The sequence below is a fragment of the Arthrobacter sp. NQ7 genome, assembly GCF_029581595.2.
Lineage (GTDB): Bacteria > Actinomycetota > Actinomycetes > Actinomycetales > Micrococcaceae > Arthrobacter > Arthrobacter phenanthrenivorans_B.
Genome location: NZ_JARFXU020000017.1, coordinates 16,745 through 37,529 on the forward strand (window position 1 = coordinate 16,745; position 20,785 = coordinate 37,529).

The following is a 20,785-nucleotide window of genomic DNA, read 5'->3' on the forward strand; positions in this document are numbered from 1 at the left end:
TAGTCCATGAGTCCAGCCCCCGTCATCATCGCCGTCGACGGGCGCTCCGGCGCAGGGAAGACCACCCTCGCCGTCGAGCTTGCGGCCGCGCTGCGCGCCCACCACAAGGTCTCCCTGTTCCACCTCGAGGACATCTACCCCGGCTGGGACGGCCTCGCGGCGGGCATCGAGCGCTACGTTTCCACCGTCCTGGCGCCCCTGGGCCGCGGCGAGGCAGCCACCTGGACCAGCTGGGACTGGGACAACCATTACGACGGCGACACCCGGGTAACGCTGCCCGCCGAGATCGTCATCGTGGAGGGAGTAGGGGCTGCTGCGGAAGCGGCACGTCCCCTGCTGGACGCGGTGATCTGGGCAGAATCCCCGGACGATGTCCGGCGGACCCGCGCCCTCGACCGGGACGGCGCCACCTATGAGCCCTACTGGGACCAGTGGGCCGCCCAGGAGGAAGAGTGGCTGGGCCGCGATGACGTGCCCGGCCATGCGGACCTGCGCGTGCAGAACCTGGCCGACGGCTCGGCCCCGGCGGACGTCCTGCGGCTCCTCCCCTTCCTGCCCGCCCTGGCCCCGGTACTCGCCCCGGAATCATCCGCGCGCCAGGCGCTCCGCCTCCGTGCCGAGCGCCTCACGGCCGTACCGGATGCGCCCGGACTGTTCCACCAGCTGTACGGACACTCGGCCAACGCCGTCTGGCTGGACTCCTCCAATGCGGGCAGCGCAAAAGACGGTACAGACCCGGCCGCACGGACGGCAGCGGAACGCAGCCGGTTCAGCATCATGGCGGACGACGGCGGTACGTTCGGGCAGTTCGTCGCGCACCGCGGCGGCGTCAGCCGGGTCAGCGCAGGCTCATCGACGGCCAAGGTTGCGGGCCCCTTCTTCCGCTGGCTGGACACTGTCTGGGGCCGGCCGGCCGTCCGCACCCCGGATGGCTATCCCGGCGGGTTCACCCTGGGCTGGCTGGGTTTCCTGGGCTACGAATTGAAACGCGAAACCGGCGGCAGCGACCTGGCCGCACCCACCCCCGATGCCGCGTTGATCTTCGCCGGAAGGGCCGTGGTCCTGGACCACGCCGACGGCACCGCCTGGCTCCTGGCGCTGGAGGCACCTGACGCGGACGATTGGCTGGCTGAGGCGCGGGCAGCGGTCCACACCGCGGCGGACGCCGCCGCCCCTAAGCCGGAGCCGGCAGCGGAAGCCGGCGGCAGCAGCGGCGTCCTACTTCCCGCAGCACCCGCCTTCCGCAGCAGGGATTCGGGCGCCCAGTACCGGGAGAAGATTACCGCCGCCCAGTACGAGATCACCCAGGGCAACAGCTACGAGGTCTGCCTGACCACCACCCTTGAAGCCCGGCTCGGGGCAGGTTCGCTGGATCCCTGGACCACCTACCTGGCGCTGCGCCGCAGGAACCCGGCCCCGTTCGCCAGCTACCTGCGGCTGGGCAGCCTGGCCGTGGCCAGCACGTCACCGGAGCGGTTCCTCAGGATCGCGTCCGACGGCGGCATGCGCGCAGAGCCGATCAAGGGCACCAGGCGCCGGGCTGCTGATCCGGCGGAGGACCACCGGCTGCGCACGGACCTGGCCACGTCGCTGAAGGACCGGGCCGAGAACATCATGATCGTGGACCTGCTGCGCAACGACCTCAGCCATTTTGCCGAACCCGGTTCGGTCACGGTCAGCCGGCTCTGCGCCATCGAAAGCTACGCCACGGTCCACCAGATGGTCAGCACCATCGACGCCCGCCTGGCCCCCGGGGCGCCGCGGGCCGAGGCCGTGGCGGCCTGCTTCCCCGCCGGATCCATGACCGGGGCCCCCAAGATCAGCACCATGGCCATCCTTGACCGGTTGGAGGCCGGACCCCGCGGGCCCTACTCGGGTGCCATCGGCTACTTTTCGCTGAACGCTGCGGCTGATCTTGCCGTCGCCATCCGGACCCTGGTGATCGACACGGCAGGCGACGGAACGGCGGAAGTGTCGCTCGGCGTCGGCGGTGCCATCACATCCGACTCCGATCCGGACGATGAATACGAGGAAATCCGGACCAAGGCCTACGGTGTGCTCTCCACCCTGGGCGCCGCGTTCCCGGAAGACTGACGCCGTTTAGGCGCACGGCCCCGGGGGTAGGCTCCAGAGCATCAGCTGAACCGCTCAAGCCACGCGGCGGGAATCCCCAGCGCCACGAGTGAGGTTTGCCGCGTGACGGATCCTTCCCATTCCCACAACCCCGGCAACAAGGCACCGCGCAGCATCAAGTACGTCCTGATGCTCGGCGCCCTGGCCGCGCTTCCTGCCCTCACCACGGACATGTACCTGCCGTCGCTGCCCGCGGTGGAGGCCGGCCTCAACACCACCCAGACCGCCGCCCAGCTGACGTTGTCCGGAACCCTCGTCGGCGCCGGGGTGGGCCAATTGGTCATTGGCCCGTTCTCGGACCGGTTCGGACGGCGCCTTCCGCTGGTCATCGGCATCTCGCTGCACGTGGCCATCTCCCTGCTCTGCTCCATGACGCCGAACATCGAAACGCTCACGGGCCTGCGGGTGCTGCAGGGCTTCTTCAACGCATCCGCGGCAGTGGTGGCACTCGCCGTGATCCGCGACCGCTTCGTCGGGTCCGCCGCGGCTCAGCTGCTGTCCCGGCTGATGCTGGTGATCGGTGTGGCACCCCTCCTGGCCCCCACCGTGGGCCAGGCCATCGCGGGCGCCTGGAACTGGCGCGCCGTCTTCTACGCCCTGGCGCTCATCGGGGTGGTCCTGGTGGCCATCGTCCTGCGGTTCATGCCCGAGACCCTGCCGGAGGACAGGCGCAGCCGGGGCCACCCCAGGCATGTGGCCGGGGCCTACTGGTCCCTGCTCAGGGACCAGCATTTCATGGCGCTGGCCGTCATCCCTGGACTGGGTCTAGCGCTGATCATGAGCTACGTGGTGGGCTCGCCCTTCGTCTTCCAGAACGAATACGGCCTCACCGCCCAGCAGTTCGCCCTCGTTTTCGCCCTCAACGGCGCCGCCCTGGTCCTCTCGGCCCAGCTCAATGCCGCCCTGGTCAGGAAATTCCCGCCGGTCCGCCTCCTGCGCACCGCCCTCCTGGTCCAGCTGGGCCTTGCCCTGCTGCTGCTCGCGGTGGTGGCCACGGGCGCCGGCGGCGCATTCGGCCTGGTGGCCGCCCTGTGGCTGGTCCTGTCGGCCCAGGGCATGATCCCAGCCAACGCCTCCGTGCTGGCCCTGCACAACTACGGCCATATGGCGGGGACGGCGGCGGCGGTCATTGGCGCCCTGCAGTCCGGCGTCGCGGGACTGGTGAGCCCCCTGGTGGGAATCCTGGGCGGCAACTCACTGTCCATGGCCAGCGTCATGATCGGCAGCTGCGCCCTGGCGGTGACGGTGCTCGCGCTGGGGACGCCTGCCTACCGGAACGGCGGCTGGCCCGAGCATGCAGGGCACGACGGCGGCCAGCGGGTGGGCGCCGAAGAGTAGCCGGCGCCGGCGTTGGGTTCCGGGTGTTGGGCGGGCTGTCGCAAGCGGTTGCCGCGCTGATTATTGGGCAGCTATTGGACAGCTATTGGACGGTGGCCGTCAGCCGGGCCACGTTGTCCACGTACCGGGCGGCGAGCGGCCGGTTGAGCCAGTCCGCGAGCTTGAGCTCATGCGAGATGTCCCGGTAGGTGTCCTCCACCGCCCGCATCTTGTTGACGATGTCCTCGCCCAGGAGCATCACGGAGACCTCCAGGTTCAGCGAGAACGAGCGCATGTCCATGTTGCTGGACCCCAGGACGGCCACCTCGTCGTCGATGGTGAAGTGCTTGGCGTGCAGGACGAACGGGGCCTTGTAGAGGTAGATCCGCACGCCGGCTTCCAGGAGTGCCTCGTAATAGGACCGCTGCGCATGGTGCACCAGGAACTGGTCACCCTTTTCGGAGACGAACAGCTCCACGTCAACGCCCCGCTGGGCGGCCGTGGTGATGGCGTAGAGCAGGGAGTCATCCGGAACGAAGTAGGGGCTGCAGATGGAGATCCGGTGCTGCGCGGAGTAGATCAGCGTGTTGAAGAGACGCAGGTTGTTCTCCGTGATGAACCCGGGACCGCTGGGCACCACCTGGGCGGTGACGTCGCCCGGTTCCGGGTTCGCCGGCAGCTGCAGCTGGTGTTCCAGGGACTCATCGGTTTCGCTGAGCCAGTCGGTGGCGAAGACGACGTTCAGGGTGGTCACGATGGGACCGCGCAGGCATGCCATCAGCTCCACCCACTCGCGGCCCGCCTTCCGGTGCCGGGGGTTGTTGTAGGAGGGCTCGATCAGGTTCTGCGAGCCCGTGAAGGCGATTTCGCCGTCGACCACCATGATCTTGCGGTGGTTGCGCAGGTCCGGCCGGCGCCACTGGCCGTGGATGGGCAGCAGGGGCAGCATCCGCTTCCACTGGATCTTGCCCGCCCGGAGCCGCCGGAGCAGCTTCCGGTAGCCCTTGATGCGCAGCGTGCCGATGTGGTCGAACAGCAGGCGCACGTCCACGCCGCGTTCCGCGGCTTCCTCCATGGCCGTGAGCAGGTCATTCGTGACGTGGTCCGAGCTCATGATGTAGAACTCGGCGTTGACGAATTTCTTCGCCTTCCGGACCGCGTTGGTCATGGCCAGGATGGAGTCCGGGTATCCGGGAATGAGGTCCACGGAGTTGCCGTCCACCATGGGCAGCGACCCCAGCGTGCGGTTGAGCTCGGCGGCGGACTTCACCCATTCGGGGCCCGGGTAGTCGCTTTCGGCTTCGGAGAGGGCGCTGATTCCCGACCGCACCCGGTCGTTGACCTGCTCCTGCTGCGCCCGCCGCCGGCTTGAAAGCTGGAAGTTGCCGAACAGCAGGAACAGGACGATGCCCACGAACGGGATGAAGAAGATGCCGAGCAGCCAGGCCATGGCAGTGGTGGGACGCCGGTTGCCGGGGATGATTCCGAGCGCCAGGACCCTGATGACAAGGTCGGCGAAACCCAGGAGCACCACAACCCACGTCGGCGCGGTGCCGGCAAGCGAAAAAGGCCACAACACGTCAATAACTCCCGGGGAGGTTTGGCTCCGGAGGACGGTTTCCGGCCGGGGCACTCCGCCCAGCTTATCCGCGGTGCCGCACTAAGCTGGTGCCATGACCTCTCCAGCCCCCGTGGTTCTCGTTTTCCTCGACCCTGCTTTCCCTGACGGCCGCGTGGAGGATGCCGCCAAACCCCAGCTGCTGGTCACGGACCTGGGGGTCACCCGGGGCGACGGCGTGTTCGAAACCATGCTGGCCGTGGGTGGCGAGGTCCGGAAGATGCAGGCCCACCTGGACCGGCTCGGAGCCTCCGCCGAAGCCCTTGACCTGGACATCCCGGGCCAGGACGCCTGGCGGCGGGCCATTGCTGCCGCTGTCGTCCGGCACCGCTCGGAGAACCCGCCGGCGGACCCGGCCACGGACGAGCTGGTGGTGAAGCTGGTGGTGACCCGCGGCGCCGAGGGCGCTCCAGCCCCCACCGCGTGGGTCCAGGCTTCTCCGGCGGGTGCGGCCGGCCGGCGGCAGCGGGAGACGGGCATCGACGTGATCTTCCTGGACCGCGGCTATGACAGCGACGTTGCCGAGCGGGCGCCCTGGCTGCTCCTGGGTGCCAAGACCCTGTCCTACGCCGTGAACATGGCGGCCCTCCGCTACGCGCACAAGCAGGGTGCGGACGACGTGATCTTCCTGTCCTCGGATGGCCGGGTCCTGGAAGGCCCCACGTCCACCGTGCTGCTGGCCCACGTGGAAGAGTCCGACGGCGGCCCGCGGGTCAAGCGCCTGATCACGCCGCAGCTGGACAGCGGCATCCTTCCGGGGACGTCCCAGGGCGCGCTCTTCACCGCAGCGAAGGCAGCAGGCTGGGAACTGGGCTACGGCCCCCTGGAGCCGCAGGACCTCCTGGACGCCGACGCCGTCTGGCTGATCTCCAGCGTCCGCCTGCTGGCGCCCGTCAACACGATCGACGGCAAGCAGATCGGCACGCCCTCGCTGCAGAAGGAACTGACAGCCGAGTTGGGCGCACTTTTCGCTGGCATCCACTAGGCGTGGGACAGGGCACGATGTCCCTTTTCCCGCTGCGGCATCACCCGTAAGGTGTGGACCATGGACTCGCAAAACGTGCCGATCGAAAAACTGTCCTTTGACGACTGCTGGGAACTCCTCGCCGACGATATCGTGGGCAGGCTCGCCGTCGTCGTGGACGGCCATCCCGAGATCTTTCCCGTCAACTACGTGGTCCATCGGCGCAGCATCGCGTTCCGCACGGCGCCGGGCTCCAAGCTTTGGGGTGCCGCAATGGAACGGGCCGCGGCGTTGGAGATCGACGGCTACGATCCCGCCACCGAAGTGGCGTGGAGCGTGGTGGCACGGGGCGACACGGAGATCATCGAGGACCAGGCGGAAAAGGACGCGGTGGACAACCTCGGCCTGGAGCCCTGGCAGCCCGGCGAAAAGGCACATTACGTGCGGCTCAACGCCAAGGCGCTGACCGGCCGCCGGTTCAAGGTCAACCGGCCGGACGTCTGGAACACCCGGGCCCAGGACCGGCGGCGGGCGTCGTTCGAGTAGATCGTGGCGCCGGCCCGGACGTGGACCGTCCGCTGCCGTCAGGCCCGGGAGGCCTGCCGGGTCAGCTGTGCTTCCAGGCCGGACAGCAGGATGGTCAGGCCCTGGTCGAGCTCCAGGGCGCCGTCGTACTCCGCGAGCGCCGGTGCCAGCGTGCGGAGCCTGGGGAACTCCTTGGCGGGGAGTCGGTGCAGCCCCAGGCGCAGCAGCACCTCGTTCTCCTCCGGGTCCACCACGTACTCCTGGAGTTCGTTCAGGATGTGCCCGTACAGGAAGCCGTAATAGGCCCGGTACACGTGAAGCGCATCTGACGGTTCGAATCCCGCCGCCGCGAGCAGGGTCAGAATCTGCTCCAGGGGCCGCAGCGTGCCCAGCGGGCGCAAACCCAAGGGCGTGGAAAGCGGACGGGTGACCAGCAGCGGCACCACATTGGGGTGCTTCAGCGCCAGCTGGCGGAGGTTGTGGGCGATGTTCCGCAGCTGCGCCTTCCAGTCCGGATCCTCCGGGTGGATGGTGAGCTGGTTCAGCACCAGCTCGGACACGCCGTCCAGCAGGGCAGCGCGGTTTTCGGCATAGCGGTAGAGGCTCATGGGATCCCGGCCGAGTTCCGTGCCCAGGCGGCGCATGGTCAGCGCATCCAGTCCTTCGGCGTCCACGATTTCCAGGGCTTTTGCCAGCACCACGTCCCGGCTCAGCCTCGCCTTGCGGCTGGCTGGTGTGTCGATTTTTGGGGAAGCCATGGTGTCCATCCTGAATGCCGGCGGGTCACGCAACCAGTTACTCCAGTCGCTTGCCGTATCTGTAGTCTACAGGTAAAGTCTACAGCGTAGACACGCGGTGAGAGCGTCCCTGTTCCGTCCATGTGGACGGCAGGGTGTTTATGAACCGCCGTCCGCGTGCAGGTCGGCGGGATTACGCTGCTGTAGCCGAACGGTGGCACCGAGCACTGAGCGAAGGGAAGCCGCAATGGCACATTCGCAGTTCGACATCTTCCTGCAGGAAGCCACCCACTTTGACCAGGTCTCAGGCTCCAGCCTGGACCGCGACCGGCTCTACGGGCTCTACACCAGCTGGTGCTTTATCAACCAGCAGGCACCCGGCACGGAATCGAGTTTCTGGGCAGCCATGAAGCACAAGGTTTCACCGCGCCGCAACGGTCTCCGGATGAAGGGTCCCGCGGCGGCCGATTACATCCTGAGCAGCTACCCGCGGCTGGCCTGATACTCCGGCCAAATCCGTAGGGACTCCGGCGGAGCCGGACCACGATTAAATGCTGTGGCACAGGCGTGCCACAGCATTTTTTGTGCCCTGACGGCATGGACCCACGTCCTGCAGACCGGCCTCAGGTGGGGATGATGCGGAAGAGGAACCTGGTGCGCACCATCACCCAGAGCAGTCCCAGGACCACGGCATAGGCAGCCGTGTTCAGGGCGATGCTTTGCTGCTGCAGGGCCGGAATATTGGCCACGACGGCGATGAGCACCACGTGCATGATGAACACGTAGAGCGTGGCCCGGCCCAGCGGGATCAGGAACCAGCCCAGGGCCCGCTGCACCGGCTTCCAGTACGCGCTGAGGAAGGCATAGGCGGCCACCACCAGGACCAGGACGTTGAGCAGGCGGCCCGGGGCCAGGTAGGTCCGGCCGAAGAGTGCGTCATACATGGCCCGGTACGCAGCATCCGGGATCAGCGCCAGGCGAACGTCGTAGTTGTTGGAGAGGTACGGGTTGCCCCAGGACAGGAAGGCCAGCGCGAAGGCTGCCACGGTGCAGGCAACCACCACCCAGATGTGCCTGGTCAGCCAGGCCACGATGCTGCGCCGGTGGTAACCGGCCACCATCCCGACAACGAACAGCACCTGCCACACCAGCAACGGGAATGAGTCCTCGAACTGCGAGGGCAGGATCCTGAACCTGGTCACGTTGCCCACGGCGTACACGGCAAGTGTCACCAGCAGCACCCAGGCGGCTTTGCCGCGGTTCAAGGCGGCAAGGATCAGCGGACTGACAAGCAGCAGGACCACGTAAAGGCCCATGACGTTGAACTGCCAGGGCCCGAACTGCAGCAGCACGATGGCCGGCAGCACCTGCGGGGGCACGGGGAACTGGAACAGCGAGGACATGCCGGCATACAGGTCGTACGTGCGCCCCGCCCCTGTGTGCCCGGCGCCCCCGGTTCCCTGGTCCACGAAGGTGGTCAGGGCTTCGGTGTTGAAGAACGGAAGCAGGGACAGCAGGAAGACGCCGACCAGGACGGCCAGTGCCGTGACGTAGAGCTTTCCGGCGCGGCGCGAGGTGAGGTCCACCACCTGGCCGAAGTCCTCCTTGGCTTTGGGCCCGTACACCATGCCCACCACCAGTCCGGAGAACAGGACAAAAAGCTCAGCACCGGAGACGAAACCCACGGCCTCCTGCGTAAGCAGCTGGAACAGCGAAGCCATGCCAAGGTGGTTGACCACCACGAAGACGATGGCCATGCCGCGCAGCAGGTCAACCCGCGAGTCCCTGCTGGAGGGGTCCTGGTAGCTCCAGGCGGTCGCCGCGCTGATCCGTCGCGGTATCTGCCAAAGAGCCATTAGGAGGATGGCCATGGCGGCAGCAACACTCCAGGCCGCCGCGCCGGACAGGGTGCTGGCACGGACGTAGGTGCTTCCGGACGCCACATCGGTGACCGGGCCGGTGACGATGGGGGAAGACTTCAGCCTGTCCAGTGCTGCTTTGGCGATCTCCGGGCGCCCCGTGAGCAGCCAGCTGATGCTTGCCACCCCGGTGTCCCGTGTGCTGGTCCGTTCGTCCCATACGACGGCCGCTGTCGTGGCGAAGTCAGGGGAGGTTGCAGTCCCCACCACCTGGTCCCACCAGCCGGCCTTGATGTCCGACTCGGCCGCGCCTCCGGCTGCAGGGCTGTAAAAGGCGGATGTCTGGAGGAGGAAGGGCTTGCCGTGCCGCTGTGAGTAGGTGCCGTAGAAGTTCTCGCCGCCGGACGCGGTGAGCATGTCCTTCAGTTCATCGGTTCGGGGAGCCGTGTTGACGGCCGTCCCGCCGGCGGTGTCGTCATGGTAGGCGGCCAGGCCCACCCAGTCCACGGCGTCATCCCCGGGATAGTAGGGGGCGTAGGCGCTGTCGCGCCCATCCCAGGTTCCATCACCGTTGGTGTCCAGGAGCGAAAACCCTTCACTTCCCGGCTGCGGGGCACTCCGGTTCCTGTCAAAGGGGTAGTCCTTGCCCAGGTAAGGGGCCCACACCATGGTGACCCGGCCGCCGTCGTACTTCCTGAAAGCTGCCGTCACGGCCTGGAAGGCCTTGCGGTAGGTGGCCGGCTGCTGCCCCCAGGCCACCCAGCTTGCGTTCATGTCGGGGGCAAAGCGGATCATCAGCTGCCCCTTGAAGCCGGAGGCCAGGTCGCGTACCTGCTGCGCGAAGGCCTCGGCCTCCTGGGCACCGAGCTGGTCCAGCGGCACCGACGGCCTCACGGTGAGCAGCGCATGGGCGCCCCTGCCCGCCGCCTGCTGCAGGAATCCGTCGAGATCGCTCCGTTCCGCCTCGCGGTACGGCATGGTGATGTCGTGGCCGAAAACCGCGGGGTCGGCACCGAGCCGGTCACTGAAACCGGCAGCGGTGTCCTCGCCCCATTCGAGCACCGCGCCCAGCCACGGTTTTCCCGGGTCCGGGGCGGCTGCTGCGGACTGGGCGGCACCTGCTTGGGCTGCACTGGCCTGGGCGGCACTGGCCGGGCCGACCAGGGCCAGCAGGCTGATCAGGAGCCCGGCCACCACGGCGGCGACGGAACGTGGACGGCTGCGGCGGACCGCGTGGTGGTGCGACGTGTTTCCCCGCATGCTGACAAGAACCCCCCGGCACTCATTGCTCTGACGTCGGGGCGGCGCCCCACGGTAAGAACCCTATCGCCTCGGGTGGCTGCTGAATTACGGAACATGACGACGGCGGCGATGCGCGTTTTCGCGGCAGGTGTTACGTTTTTGGGGAGTAATGAGTACCGGTGTGAAGCCCTGACTGGCCGGTCGGCAACCCTCCCTTTCGCGGCGGGGTGCCTCAGGTGAATACTCGGCATATCGACCGACTCGAGCTGCAAGCGTGAAAGAAGGAGATCCGTCATGTCTGACGCACCTGCCCCCGACGAGAGACTGTCCTACCGCCTCATCAGCGGCCCGGACAACCGTGAATTCTGTGAGCGGATCTCCAACGCCCTGGCCGAAGGCTACGTGCTGCACGGCAGCCCGGCGGCAACCTTCAACGGCACCAGCGTGATCGTGGCGCAGGCGATCGTCCTTCCGGCAGCCATCGCTTCCGCGGACGCCGCCGTGGCTACCGCCGTGGACCAGCTCGACGCCGGCGGGGACCTCGAATTCGACGGCGAGGGCCACGCATGAGCTACGCAGGAGACCTGACCCCCGAGGAAGCCTGGGCCAAGCTGGAGCAGGGCGCCATCCTGGTGGACGTGCGCACGGAGGGCGAATGGGCCCACATCGGCATCCCGGACACCAAGGCCACGGACAACGATCCCCTGTTCATCCCGTGGACCTTCCCCGGCGGCATTCCCAACCCGCGCTTCGTCCAGGACCTCAAGGAACAGGCGCCGGAAGACCCGGCCGCGGAGCTGGTATTCCTGTGCCGCTCCGGCCAGCGCTCCATTGCCGCCGCCACCGCCGCCACCCAGGCCGGCTTCACGTCCTACAACGTGCTGGAAGGCTTCGAAGGCGAACCGGACCGTTACGGCGAACGCACCGTCAATGGCTGGAAGAACCGCGGCCTGCCCACCAACCTCGGAAAGAACTAAGTGAGCTTCAACCAAGACGCCCCCGGCTGGAACCCCGACACGCAGGCCGTCCGCGGCGGCCTTGACCGCACAAACTTCCAGGAAACGTCCGAGGCCATCTTCCTGAATTCAGGCTTCGTCTACGAGTCCGCCGCTGCAGCCGAACGCGCCTTCACCGGCGAGGACGAGCGCTTTGTCTACTCGCGCTACGGCAACCCGTCGGTGGCCACGTTCCAGGAGCGGCTCAGGCTGTTGGAAGGCACCGAAGCATGCTTCGCGACGGCGTCGGGCATGTCCGCGGTGTTCACCGCCCTGGGTGCCCTGCTGGCTGCCGGCGACCGCGTGGTGGCCGCCCGCTCACTGTTCGGCTCCTGCTTCGTGATCCTGAACGAGATTCTGCCGCGGTGGGGCGTGGAGACCGTCTTCGTGGACGGACCCGACCTGGACCAGTGGCGGGAGGCGCTCTCCACGCCCACCACCGCCGTCTTCTTCGAATCCCCGTCCAACCCCATGCAGGAGATCGTAGACATCGCCGCCGTCAGCGAACTGGCGCACGCGGCCGGTGCAACGGTGGTGGCGGACAACGTCTTTGCCACTCCCCTGCTCCAGCGCTGCGGCGACCTCGGTGCCGACGTCATCGTCTACTCCGGCACCAAGCACATCGACGGGCAGGGCAGGGTGATGGGCGGCGCCATCCTGGGCACCAAGGAGTTCATCGACGGCCCCGTCAAGCAGCTGATGCGCCACACCGGCCCCGCACTTTCGGCGTTCAACGCCTGGGTCCTGACCAAGGGCCTGGAAACCATGGGCCTGCGGGTCAACCACTCCTCGGCCACTGCCCTGCGGCTGGCGGAGTGGCTGGAGGAACAGCCCGCCGTGAGCTGGGTGAAGTACCCGCTGCTGAAGTCGCACCCGCAGTATGCCCTGGCGGCGAAGCAGATGAGCGCCGGCGGCACGGTGCTCACGCTGGAGCTGGCTCCTTCCGCGGGGCGCTCGGCGAAGGAAGCGGCTTTCGCGCTGCTGGACGGGCTGCGCATCATCGACATCTCCAACAACCTGGGCGACGCCAAGTCACTGATCACCCACCCCGCCACCACGACGCACCGCGCCATGGGGCCTGAAGGGCGGGCGGCCATCGGGCTTAGCGACGGCGTGGTCAGGCTGTCCGTGGGGCTGGAGGATCCGGAAGACCTTATCCGCGATCTGGAACAGGCACTGAAGCAGATCTAGCCGCATGGTTCGCGGGCTCATGGCCCGGCGTTCCCCGACGCGCAGCCTTCTATCCGACGCGGGAATTCCTCTTCGCTGCCCGGATAGGGGCCGCGGAGAGGAATTGGCGCGTCGGGGATGAATCTGCGCAGCGGGAAACGCAGTTGCGCGGCCGCCGTCTCAGGCCTGGCGCACCCTCAGCAGCTCGGGTGTTGTCTCCACCTCTGACAGGTCCAGCGAACCGCGCATGGTCACGTGGACGGCCTGGCGGACCACGGCGCCGAACCCCATGTCCTCCGGCGGCGGCCCGGCGAGGGCCTTGTCGCGTGCACGCCGCTGTTCAGCTGACCCTGTCCCGCGGGCGATGATGTCCTCCACACCCTGCCGGGCCAGGGCCAGCTCGCCTTGTTCCTCCAGCACCGGCGCCAGGTAATCCACCAGCGACCGGACCACGTCCGCAGCGGGCGTGGGCCGGAAGTTTCCGAAGTCCAGCAGCTCGCCGCTGAGCCCTTCGCTGCTGGCCTGCCACGACGCCATCCGCAGCAGGACCGTGGGCACGGGTGCCGGATCAACGTCCTCGCGCCACTCCCGGCTGGCGGATTCCACCAGCGCCCGGACCAGCACCGCAATCAGGGCTGCGTCCTCGGCACGAAGGCAGACGTCCGCCACCCGCACCTCGACCGTGGGGTGGTTGCGGGACAGCCGGGCGTCGAAGTACAGCATGCCTTCATCGAGCATCACGCCGGTGTCCAGCAGCCGGGTGACCACCCGCCGATAGGCAGGATAGGTTCCGTAGATGCCCGCCGGTCCGGCCGTCGGCCAGCGGTTCCAGGCCTGGGTGCGGTAGCTTTCGAATCCGGTGGGCACGCCGTTCCAGAACGGCGAGTTGGCGCTCAAGGCCGTCAGCACTGCCAGCTTGTCGCGGATCCGGTCCAGGACCGCCACGCCTTCCTCCGGCGACTCGATGTAGGTGTGGACGTGGAACCCGCAGGTCAGCTGCTCCTGGGCGGTAAGGCCGAAGCGTTCCAGCATCCTGGCGTAGCGCGGGTCCGGGGTGGTGTGGCTCGGTGATGCCACCGGCGAGGTTGCGAGCGCCGCGACCCGGGCCCCGTGCTTCCTGGCAGCCTGGTCCGCCAGCGCCCGGCCCGCGCGGATCTGTTCCAGCAGGCTGCCGTACTCGCGGCAGGGCCGGGTCTGGGTCTCGATCTGCTCAAGCTTCAGCTCGGCACTCAGGCCCATCTCGTCGTCGTAATCCGCCTGGTTTCCCGCGTGGTGGACGGTTGAATCCGGGGGGAGGTCATCCGCCGCCACGTGGTGTCCGGCCAGGAGGGCATCCGCCAGGGCGAGCGGCTCTCCGGACTCCGGATCAACGATCAGCAGCTCTTCCTCTACGCCGAATGTACGCATACGAACATTCTGCTGCAGCAGCGGGTCATTGGAACTGTGGCCCGCCGTTCATGACGAAGCGTGAATGCTCAGTCCTGGAAGTACTCCACCTTGGCGCCGATGGTGTTCAGCCGCTCCGCCAGGTCCTCGTAACCGCGCTCGATCACGTAGATATTGCGCAGTTCGGAAACGCCGCGGGCCGCGAGCATGGCCAGCAGCAGGCACGCGGCAGGCCGGAGTGCCGGCGGGCAGCCCACCTCGGCGGCGCGCCACTTGGTGGGCCCGTTGACGTAGATCCGGTGCGGATCCAGCAGCTGCACCTGGGCGCCGAGCCGGTTCAGCTCGGTCAGGTAGATCGCCCGGTTCTCGTAGACCCAGTCGTGGATCATGGTCTGGCCGTGGGCGTTGGCAGCAATGACGGCGAAAAACGGCAGGTTGTCGATGTTCAGCCCGGGGAACGGCATGGGATGGATCTTGTCCTCGGGGGCGCGGAGGTCGGAGGGCTTGGTGGTGACGTCCACCAAACGGGTGCGGCCGTTGCGGGCCATGTACTCGCCCGAAACCTCGAGCTGCTGCCCCATCTGGCCCAGGGTGGCCAGTTCGATCTCCATGAACTCGATGGGCACGCGCCGCACCGTGACCTCTGAGTTGGTGACGATGCCGGCCGTGATGAGGCTCATCGCCTCAATGGGGTCCTCGGACGGGAAGTACTCGATCTCGGCATCGATTTCCGGCTTGCCGGTAATTTTCAGGGTGGTGGTGCCCACGCCCTCGATGGTGACGCCGAGCATCTGCAGGTAGAAGCAGAGGTCCTGCACCATGTAGTTGGGGCTGGCGTTCCGGATCACGGTGGTCCCGGCCCGGTGGGCTGCCGCCATGATGGCGTTCTCGGTGACGGTGTCCCCGCGCTCGGTGAGGACGAAGGAGCGGTCGCGGGTGTCGGCCGGCGGTGCCTGCACGGTGTAGAAACCGGCAGTGGCCTCCACCGAAAGGCCGAACTCACGCAGCGCCTGCATGTGCGGTTCCACGGTGCGGGTGCCAAGGTCGCAGCCGCCGGCGTAGGGCAGCCGGTACTCCCGCGACTCGTCCAGCAGGGGGCCCAGCAGCATGATGACGCTGCGGGTGCGCCGTGCAGCGTCCACGTCCATGGCGTCCAGGTCCAGGACCGCGGGGCGGCGGAGGCGCAGGTCGGTGTCGTTGAGCCAGGTGCACTCCACGCCGATGCTGGTCAGCACCTCGACGATGCGGTTGACTTCCTCGATCCGGGCCAGCCGGCGGAGCACGGTGGTGCCGCGGTTGATCAGGCTGGCGCACAGCAGGGCGACGCCGGCATTTTTGCTGCTGTTGACGTCCACAGCACCGGAAAGGGTGCGTCCGCCCTCCACCCGGAGGTGCGTCATCTGCGGCTTGCCCACGTTGACGATGCTCCGGTCAAAGATGTTTTCCAGGCGCTGGATCATCTTCAGGCTCAGGTTCTGCTTGCCCTGTTCCATCCGTGCGACGGCTGACTGGCTGGTGCCGAGTTCGGCGGCCAGCTGGCCCTGGGTCCAGCCCTTTTCGGTCCGGGCGTCCTTCAGCATGGCGGCAACGTGTTCAGCGGTTTCCTGCGTCATACCCCCGAATATATCATAAATGAGTTATTTGTCCGGATAGCCGGTCAGGGCGCGCGGTCGCCGAAAGGCTTTACCCGCTATGTGCGATACGGCGCGTCGACGTGTCGGATCAGCTGCCCAGCCACACCATGTTCCAGGTGCCCGCCGCAAGCGCCGCTGCCAGGGCAAGCCCGGCCATCAGCACGCCACCCGCCAGCACGCCCAGGTCCAGGCCACTGAAGGTGGATTCACGCGCCCAGGTCCTGCTGCCGCCGCCGAATCCGCGCGCTTCCATGGTCACGGCAAGCCGGGACGCGCGGCGGATCGCCTGCACCAGGAGCCCGAAGCTCTGCCCCAGCGTCGCTTTCACCCGCTGGGGCAGGCTGCCGCGCGAGCCGACGCCGCGTGCCCGCCGGGCCATCCCGATGGTCTGCCATTCCTCAGCCATGAGCCCCACCAGGCGCATGGCGGCCAGGGTTCCCAGGACGAACCGGTGCGGCAGCCGCGCCTTCTGCGCCAGCGCATCCGCGAGGTCGGTCGGGTCGGTGCAGCTCATCAGCAGGACCGCCGGCAGTGCAATGGCAAAGCCGCGCAGGAGGAAGCCGATCCCCAGCTGCAGCGAGCCTTCACTCATGGTCCAGATGCCGACGTCGAGCAGGATCCGTCCGCTGTCCGGCGCCAGGATGGAGGTGCTCCACCCGCCCACGGCGGCGGCGAGGATCAGCGGCCACCCGCGCTGCCACAGCAGGGCCAAGGTGAGCCCGGCCAGGGGAAACAGCAGCAGTTCGAAGACCAGGGCCACGGAGGCCGACACCCAGTCGATGGACAGCGCCAGGACCGCGGTAATGAGCACGACGGCGGCAAACTTGCTCAGGGGGTTGGCGCGGGCCAGGAGGGCGCGGTTGCCGGCCAGGGTGAGTTCCTGCCTCATGGCGCCACCGGTTCCGACGCGGCCATCCGAAGCTCCGCCCCGCCCAATGCCCCAGTGAATTCGGCGTCGTGGGTCACGGACACCACGGCGGTGCCTGCGTCCAGCAGCTCGGAGAGGAACGAGGCCAGCTCCGCCCATGTGTTGGCATCCTGGCCGAAGGTGGGCTCGTCCAGGACCAGCACCTGGGGGCTGGCGGCGAGGACGGTGGCAACGGAAAGCCGCCGTTTTTCGCCGCCGGAGAGCGTGTAGGGGTTGGCGTCCACCAGCTGGGTAAGACGCAGCCGCTCCAGCAGTTCGTCAACCCGGTCCTCACCGTGGCCAAGGTGCCGGGGACCGAACAGCAGCTCATCGAGCACCTTGCCGGTGACGAACTGGTGCTCCGGCTCCTGGAACACCGTCCCCACGCGCGAAATCAGTTGCTCGGCCTTCCAGGTGTAGGGGTCGATCCCCGCGCCGCGGCTGAGGTCCAGCGTGGCGGAAACCTTCCCGGAGACGGGTTCCAGCAGCCCGGCAAGGGTCAGCGCAAAGGTCGATTTTCCGGCGCCGTTCGGACCGGTGATGGCGAGGGCCTGGCCTGCACGGACCTGGGCCGCGAGCCCTTCCTGGACCGGGACGGGCGGAATCCTGCGAAGGCCCTTGCGGCGTGGACGTTCGCGGGAGACAGCAAGCCGTTCGGCGGCCAGCAGGAGATTCCCGGTTCCGGGGGCGGGAACCCCGGCACGGCCACGGGTGGCCGGCACGTAGCCCGGCACCCACACCCCGGCGGCGGTGAGCTTGGCGCGCGCCTCGCGAAGCACCAGGTCCGGCGGCCCGTCCAGGAGTACGGCGGGATCGGATGCGGAGCCCGGCTGGAGCACCACGATCCGGTCCACCAGGTCCTTCCACACGGAAACCCGGTGCTCCACCACCACCAGGGTGGCCCCGGTCTTGTCCAGGCAACGGGCGACGGCGCCCCGGACCTCCAGCACGCCGTCCGGGTCCAGGTTGGCCGTGGGTTCGTCCAGCAGGATCAGCCCCGGGCGCATCGCCAGGATGCCCGCCAGCGCCAAACGCTGCTTCTGGCCGCCGGACAGCGCCGACGTCGGGTGGTCCAGCGGGAGGTGGGACAGGCCGACGTCGGCAAGCGCCTCGTGCACGCGCGCCCAGATGGCTTCCCGGGGCACCGCAAGGTTTTCGGCGCCGAAGGCGACGTCGTCGCCCACCCGGGACAGGACCACCTGGGTTTCCGGGTCCTGCTGCATCAGCCCGGCGTGCCCGCGCCGGGCGCGGGGCACGGCGCCGTCAATGAGCAGCGAACCTGACTCGTCGGCGTCGCCTGCCTCGCCGTCGTCGTTGATGTCGCCCAGCACCCCCGCAAGCGCATGCAGCAGCGTGGACTTCCCGGCCCCCGAGGGACCGAGCAGCAGCACCCGCTCGCCGGGGCTGATGTCCAGGTCGAGGGCATGGACGGCAGGCTTGGCCCGTCCGGCATGCCGCCAGCCCCAGCCGCGGGCGGCCACGGCGGCGGGGCGGACCGTGCCGGCGGCGTCCTGGGGAGCCATCAGGAGAAGACTGGCTCCGTGGCGGCCTTGCGGGACGCGAAGGAGCTGAGCACGCCGGTGCGCGCCAGGCCGCGGGTGGCGAGCCAGGACAGGGCGCCGGCGATAACTGCGCCTGACAGCATGCAGAACAGGATGTAGGCCAGCTTGTCACCACCGGAGTAGGCGATGTTCCAGCCCCACGGCGCGAACGAGTCGTTCAAGCCGCAGAACAGGCCCGCGGCCGCACCGGCCAGCAGGGACACCGGCAGGTTGAACCTGCGGTAAACGAAGATGGCGAAGATGATTTCCGCGCCCAGGCCCTGGACGAAGCCGGAGAACAGGACGGATGCGCCGTACTGGGAGCCCATGAGGAGTTCGCCCGTGGCGGCCACGGTCTCGCAGAACAGGGCGGCCCCGGGCTTGCGGATAATCAGCATCCCCAGGACGCCGGGGATCATCCAGCCACCGGCGATCAGGCCGGTCAGGGGCGGGTAGGCGGCGTTCATCGGCACGGAGACCGCGGCCGCAGCCTGGTCCCAGGCCCAGAAAATAACGCCTCCGGCGATGGCCACCAGCGCGGCCACCACGATGTCCACGACGCGCCAGGACTTGCTGGTGGTCTTCTTGATTGCTGCAGTACTCATTGGATCCTCCTGGGAAACAGGAGGGGAAAGTATTCCCGGCCGGCGGCCTGTTGCCGTGCAGCCGCGACACTTTGAGAACTCGACTCCCTTGCGCCGGTACTAACCGGATCAGGTTCGAGGGTCTGCGGCGGTCCGCACTCTCAGCGCCCACCTTCAGTTCCCGGCTGGTGCCGAGGGCCGACGGCGGCGCTCCCCTGTCGTTTTTAGTGTTGCGTTAAATGTGGGTAAGGCTTTTTGCCCTTCCGGACGTGCTCAAGTTTACACCGGAGGGCCCTGCGTGGAGGGCTCCAACGGCCCATCCTGCCGGATGTGACCGGCCCGCCGGCCTATCGAAGCGATGGCTTTAGCTTTTATTAGTAATCATGCTTACTATATTGGTTCCCGGGATGGACGGGGACAGGGCGTGGGAGCTCCGTCCCCGGTCACGGAAACAGCGCGCCGGAACGAGGAGCATCATGAGAATCCCGGAAACCCGAGGGCCCATCAGCAGCGCCCTTCTCACGGCCTTGGCCAAGGCTCCGGATTCCGCTGGCGCGGAACTGGACGGGCTGTACCGGCTGGTGGCGGGGCAATTGGCGGAAACCACCGACATCATTGGCGACGAGGACATCCAGCTGGCCCTTTTCTGCCTTTACGAGCTGCACTACTCGGGCCTGGACGGCGTCTCCGACGCCTGGGAGTGGGAGCCCGGCCTGATCAGGGTGCGGCGGCTGATCGAGGAACCGTTTGAGGCCGCCCTCCGCACGGCCGCGCACCAGGCCGCCGGAAGCCTTGAACTCCCGACCGGCACCTTGGGCAGCGACCAGGTGGCCGATGTCCTCTTCGGCCTTGCGGCCGCTGACACCGGCCCCAGCGTCTCCCGTTTCGTTGCCAGGAAGGCAAGCCTGGACCAGCTCAAGGAGTTCCTGGTCCACAAATCCGTGTACCAGCTGAAGGAAGCCGATCCCCACACCTGGGCGATTCCCCGCCTCAGCGGACGTCCCAAGGCGGCGCTGGTGGAAATCCAGGCAGACGAATACGGCGGCGGGCGGCCTGAGCGGATGCACAGCGCGCTGTTCGCCCGGACCATGCGGGGCCTGGGGCTGGACGGCAGCTACGGCGCCTACGTCGATGCCGTTCCCGCCATTTCCCTGGCCTCGGTGAACCTGATGTCGCTGTGCGGCCTGAATAGACGGCTGAGGGGGGCCATCACCGGCCACTTGGCCATCTACGAAATGACGTCTTCCCAGCCCAACCGGTTCTACGGCAACGGATTCCGCCGGCACGGTTTCGGCCAGGACATCACCCACTACTTCGACGAGCACGTGGAAGCGGATGCAGTCCACGAGCAGATCGCGGGGCGGGACCTGGCCGGCGGCCTGGTGGAAGCAGAGCCGGAGCTCCTCGCCGATGTCCTGTTCGGGGCAACGGCCGTCATGGCCATGGACAGCCGCCTGTCGAACCACCTGTTGTCCTCCTGGGAAGCCGGCACATCGTCGCTCCGGACGGCCGTGCCGGCGGCAGCATGACCCCGGGAACAGCATGACCCAGGAACAAGGAACAGGAGGCAACGTGGACCAGGAATCTGCGGCGGGCTCAATAGTGGTGTGCCCGGACGGACCCTTGATCGTCAGGGGCGGGTTCGAGATCGTCACCCCTTCGGGGGACGCCGTGCCCCGCGACCGAAAGACCGTGGCGTTGTGCCGGTGCGGGGCCTCGGCGATCAAACCCTACTGCGACGGCACGCACAAAATGATCAAATTCCGCACCGAACCACCCACCCCATAGTCCGCCAAGTGCCTGCCGCCCGCCACGTCCTTGCCATGACCGGCACGGCTGTCCGGCTAGGGTGGAGGCAGTCCGTTTTCCGCCGCCGCAAGGAGTTACAGGAATGAACCTTTTCATCAAGCTGCTCGGGACCGGGGTGAGCCTGGGCGCAGGCCTGGCCGGCACCAAGCTGGTCAACACCATCTGGGAAAAAACCACCGGCCAGAAGGCGCCCACCGGCAAGAACGAGGATGTCCCCACCAGCCTGCGTTCCGCGCTGACCTTCGCGCTGATCTCTGCCGCGGTCAGTGCCACCATCCAGGTACTGGCCAACCGGGGCACCCAGCGCGCCATCGCCCGCTTCGCCAAGACCCAGGACATCGTCTAACCCGGGACACCGTCCAAC

At 67.8% G+C, this 20,785-nt stretch carries 19 protein-coding genes and 2 riboswitches; of the genes, 11 read left to right on the forward strand and 8 right to left on the reverse strand.

Features of this window, described 5'->3' with window-relative positions:
• Positions 1 to 6: 6 nt before the first annotated feature.
• On the forward strand, positions 7 to 2,094 hold the full coding sequence (pabB, locus tag PUN71_RS16350) for an aminodeoxychorismate synthase component I (protein ID WP_277799275.1): 2,088 nt from the start codon (positions 7 to 9) through the stop codon (positions 2,092 to 2,094).
• 102 nt (positions 2,095 to 2,196) lie between these two features.
• Positions 2,197 to 3,471: a multidrug effflux MFS transporter gene (locus PUN71_RS16355; protein ID WP_277799276.1), complete on the forward strand. Its 1,275-nt coding sequence runs from the start codon at positions 2,197 to 2,199 to the stop codon at positions 3,469 to 3,471.
• Between the two features lie 82 nt (positions 3,472 to 3,553).
• Here the strand turns inward: PUN71_RS16355 and cls are convergent, their stop codons facing one another.
• On the reverse strand, positions 3,554 to 5,029 hold the full coding sequence (gene cls, locus PUN71_RS16360; protein ID WP_430929412.1) for a cardiolipin synthase: 1,476 nt from the start codon (positions 5,027 to 5,029) through the stop codon (positions 3,554 to 3,556).
• Between the two features lie 94 nt (positions 5,030 to 5,123).
• Between cls and PUN71_RS16365 the strand changes: the two genes are divergently transcribed.
• Complete coding sequence (locus PUN71_RS16365) at positions 5,124 to 6,053, forward strand: aminodeoxychorismate lyase (RefSeq protein WP_277799277.1); 930 nt, start codon at positions 5,124 to 5,126, stop codon at positions 6,051 to 6,053.
• Positions 6,054 to 6,113: 60 nt separating this feature from the next.
• Positions 6,114 to 6,578 carry a pyridoxamine 5'-phosphate oxidase family protein gene (locus tag PUN71_RS16370; RefSeq protein WP_277799278.1) on the forward strand — a complete coding sequence of 155 codons (465 nt, stop codon included), beginning with the start codon at positions 6,114 to 6,116 and terminating at the stop codon, positions 6,576 to 6,578.
• A gap of 38 nt (positions 6,579 to 6,616) precedes the next feature.
• On the opposite strand, the gene PUN71_RS16375 is transcribed toward PUN71_RS16370, so the two are convergent.
• The gene (locus PUN71_RS16375; protein ID WP_277799279.1) at positions 6,617 to 7,315 is read right to left on the reverse strand and encodes a TetR/AcrR family transcriptional regulator C-terminal domain-containing protein; all 699 of its coding nucleotides are present in this window, start codon (positions 7,313 to 7,315) and stop codon (positions 6,617 to 6,619) included.
• Positions 7,316 to 7,541: 226 nt separating this feature from the next.
• On the opposite strand from PUN71_RS16375, the gene PUN71_RS16380 reads away from it, so the two are divergent.
• The gene (locus PUN71_RS16380; protein ID WP_043453676.1) at positions 7,542 to 7,796 is read left to right on the forward strand and encodes a hypothetical protein; all 255 of its coding nucleotides are present in this window, start codon (positions 7,542 to 7,544) and stop codon (positions 7,794 to 7,796) included.
• A gap of 121 nt (positions 7,797 to 7,917) precedes the next feature.
• On the opposite strand, the gene opgC is transcribed toward PUN71_RS16380, so the two are convergent.
• A complete protein-coding gene (opgC, locus tag PUN71_RS16385; protein WP_277799280.1) occupies positions 7,918 to 10,413 on the reverse strand; it encodes an OpgC domain-containing protein in 2,496 nt (831 codons plus the stop codon).
• A gap of 147 nt (positions 10,414 to 10,560) precedes the next feature.
• A riboswitch (SAM riboswitch) is annotated at positions 10,561 to 10,676 on the forward strand.
• A 13-nt stretch (positions 10,677 to 10,689) separates the two neighbouring features.
• On the opposite strand from opgC, the gene PUN71_RS16390 reads away from it, so the two are divergent.
• From PUN71_RS16390 to PUN71_RS16400, 3 genes are read left to right on the forward strand one after another with little or no spacing between them, the layout of a single operon-like run.
• Positions 10,690 to 10,965, forward strand: coding sequence for a DUF1737 domain-containing protein (locus PUN71_RS16390; protein WP_043453681.1), 276 nt, complete (start codon positions 10,690 to 10,692; stop codon positions 10,963 to 10,965).
• Positions 10,962 to 11,372, forward strand: a complete 411-nt coding sequence (locus tag PUN71_RS16395) for a rhodanese-like domain-containing protein (protein ID WP_043453684.1) — start codon at positions 10,962 to 10,964, stop codon at positions 11,370 to 11,372. Before PUN71_RS16390 ends, PUN71_RS16395 begins: the two co-directional genes overlap by 4 nt.
• Positions 11,373 to 12,581, forward strand: a complete 1,209-nt coding sequence (locus PUN71_RS16400; protein WP_277799281.1) for an O-succinylhomoserine sulfhydrylase — start codon at positions 11,373 to 11,375, stop codon at positions 12,579 to 12,581.
• Between the two features lie 159 nt (positions 12,582 to 12,740).
• On the opposite strand, the gene PUN71_RS16405 is transcribed toward PUN71_RS16400, so the two are convergent.
• The 5 genes from PUN71_RS16405 to PUN71_RS16425 form a co-directional block, all read right to left on the reverse strand.
• The gene (locus tag PUN71_RS16405) at positions 12,741 to 13,967 is read right to left on the reverse strand and encodes a glutamate--cysteine ligase 2 (protein ID WP_277799282.1); all 1,227 of its coding nucleotides are present in this window, start codon (positions 13,965 to 13,967) and stop codon (positions 12,741 to 12,743) included.
• A gap of 68 nt (positions 13,968 to 14,035) precedes the next feature.
• Positions 14,036 to 15,559: a UDP-N-acetylglucosamine 1-carboxyvinyltransferase gene (locus tag PUN71_RS16410; protein ID WP_277799283.1), complete on the reverse strand. Its 1,524-nt coding sequence runs from the start codon at positions 15,557 to 15,559 to the stop codon at positions 14,036 to 14,038.
• A 109-nt stretch (positions 15,560 to 15,668) separates the two neighbouring features.
• Positions 15,669 to 16,469, reverse strand: a complete 801-nt coding sequence (locus tag PUN71_RS16415; protein WP_043453691.1) for an energy-coupling factor transporter transmembrane component T family protein — start codon at positions 16,467 to 16,469, stop codon at positions 15,669 to 15,671.
• The gene (locus PUN71_RS16420; RefSeq protein WP_277799284.1) at positions 16,466 to 18,010 is read right to left on the reverse strand and encodes an ABC transporter ATP-binding protein; all 1,545 of its coding nucleotides are present in this window, start codon (positions 18,008 to 18,010) and stop codon (positions 16,466 to 16,468) included. Before PUN71_RS16420 ends, PUN71_RS16415 begins: the two co-directional genes overlap by 4 nt.
• Positions 18,010 to 18,633: an ECF transporter S component gene (locus tag PUN71_RS16425; RefSeq protein ID WP_043453695.1), complete on the reverse strand. Its 624-nt coding sequence runs from the start codon at positions 18,631 to 18,633 to the stop codon at positions 18,010 to 18,012. Before PUN71_RS16425 ends, PUN71_RS16420 begins: the two co-directional genes overlap by 1 nt.
• 67 nt (positions 18,634 to 18,700) lie before the next feature.
• Positions 18,701 to 18,839, reverse strand: a riboswitch (TPP riboswitch).
• A gap of 249 nt (positions 18,840 to 19,088) precedes the next feature.
• Between PUN71_RS16425 and PUN71_RS16430 the strand changes: the two genes are divergently transcribed.
• From PUN71_RS16430 to PUN71_RS16440, 3 genes are all read left to right on the forward strand, one after another.
• Entirely contained in the window at positions 19,089 to 20,141 is a 1,053-nt protein-coding gene (locus tag PUN71_RS16430; protein ID WP_277799285.1) for an iron-containing redox enzyme family protein, read from the forward strand.
• A 13-nt stretch (positions 20,142 to 20,154) separates the two neighbouring features.
• Complete coding sequence (locus tag PUN71_RS16435) at positions 20,155 to 20,400, forward strand: CDGSH iron-sulfur domain-containing protein (protein WP_277799286.1); 246 nt, start codon at positions 20,155 to 20,157, stop codon at positions 20,398 to 20,400.
• A gap of 103 nt (positions 20,401 to 20,503) precedes the next feature.
• Positions 20,504 to 20,767, forward strand: a complete 264-nt coding sequence (locus PUN71_RS16440; protein WP_043453702.1) for a DUF4235 domain-containing protein — start codon at positions 20,504 to 20,506, stop codon at positions 20,765 to 20,767.
• Positions 20,768 to 20,785: the final 18 nt, after the last annotated feature.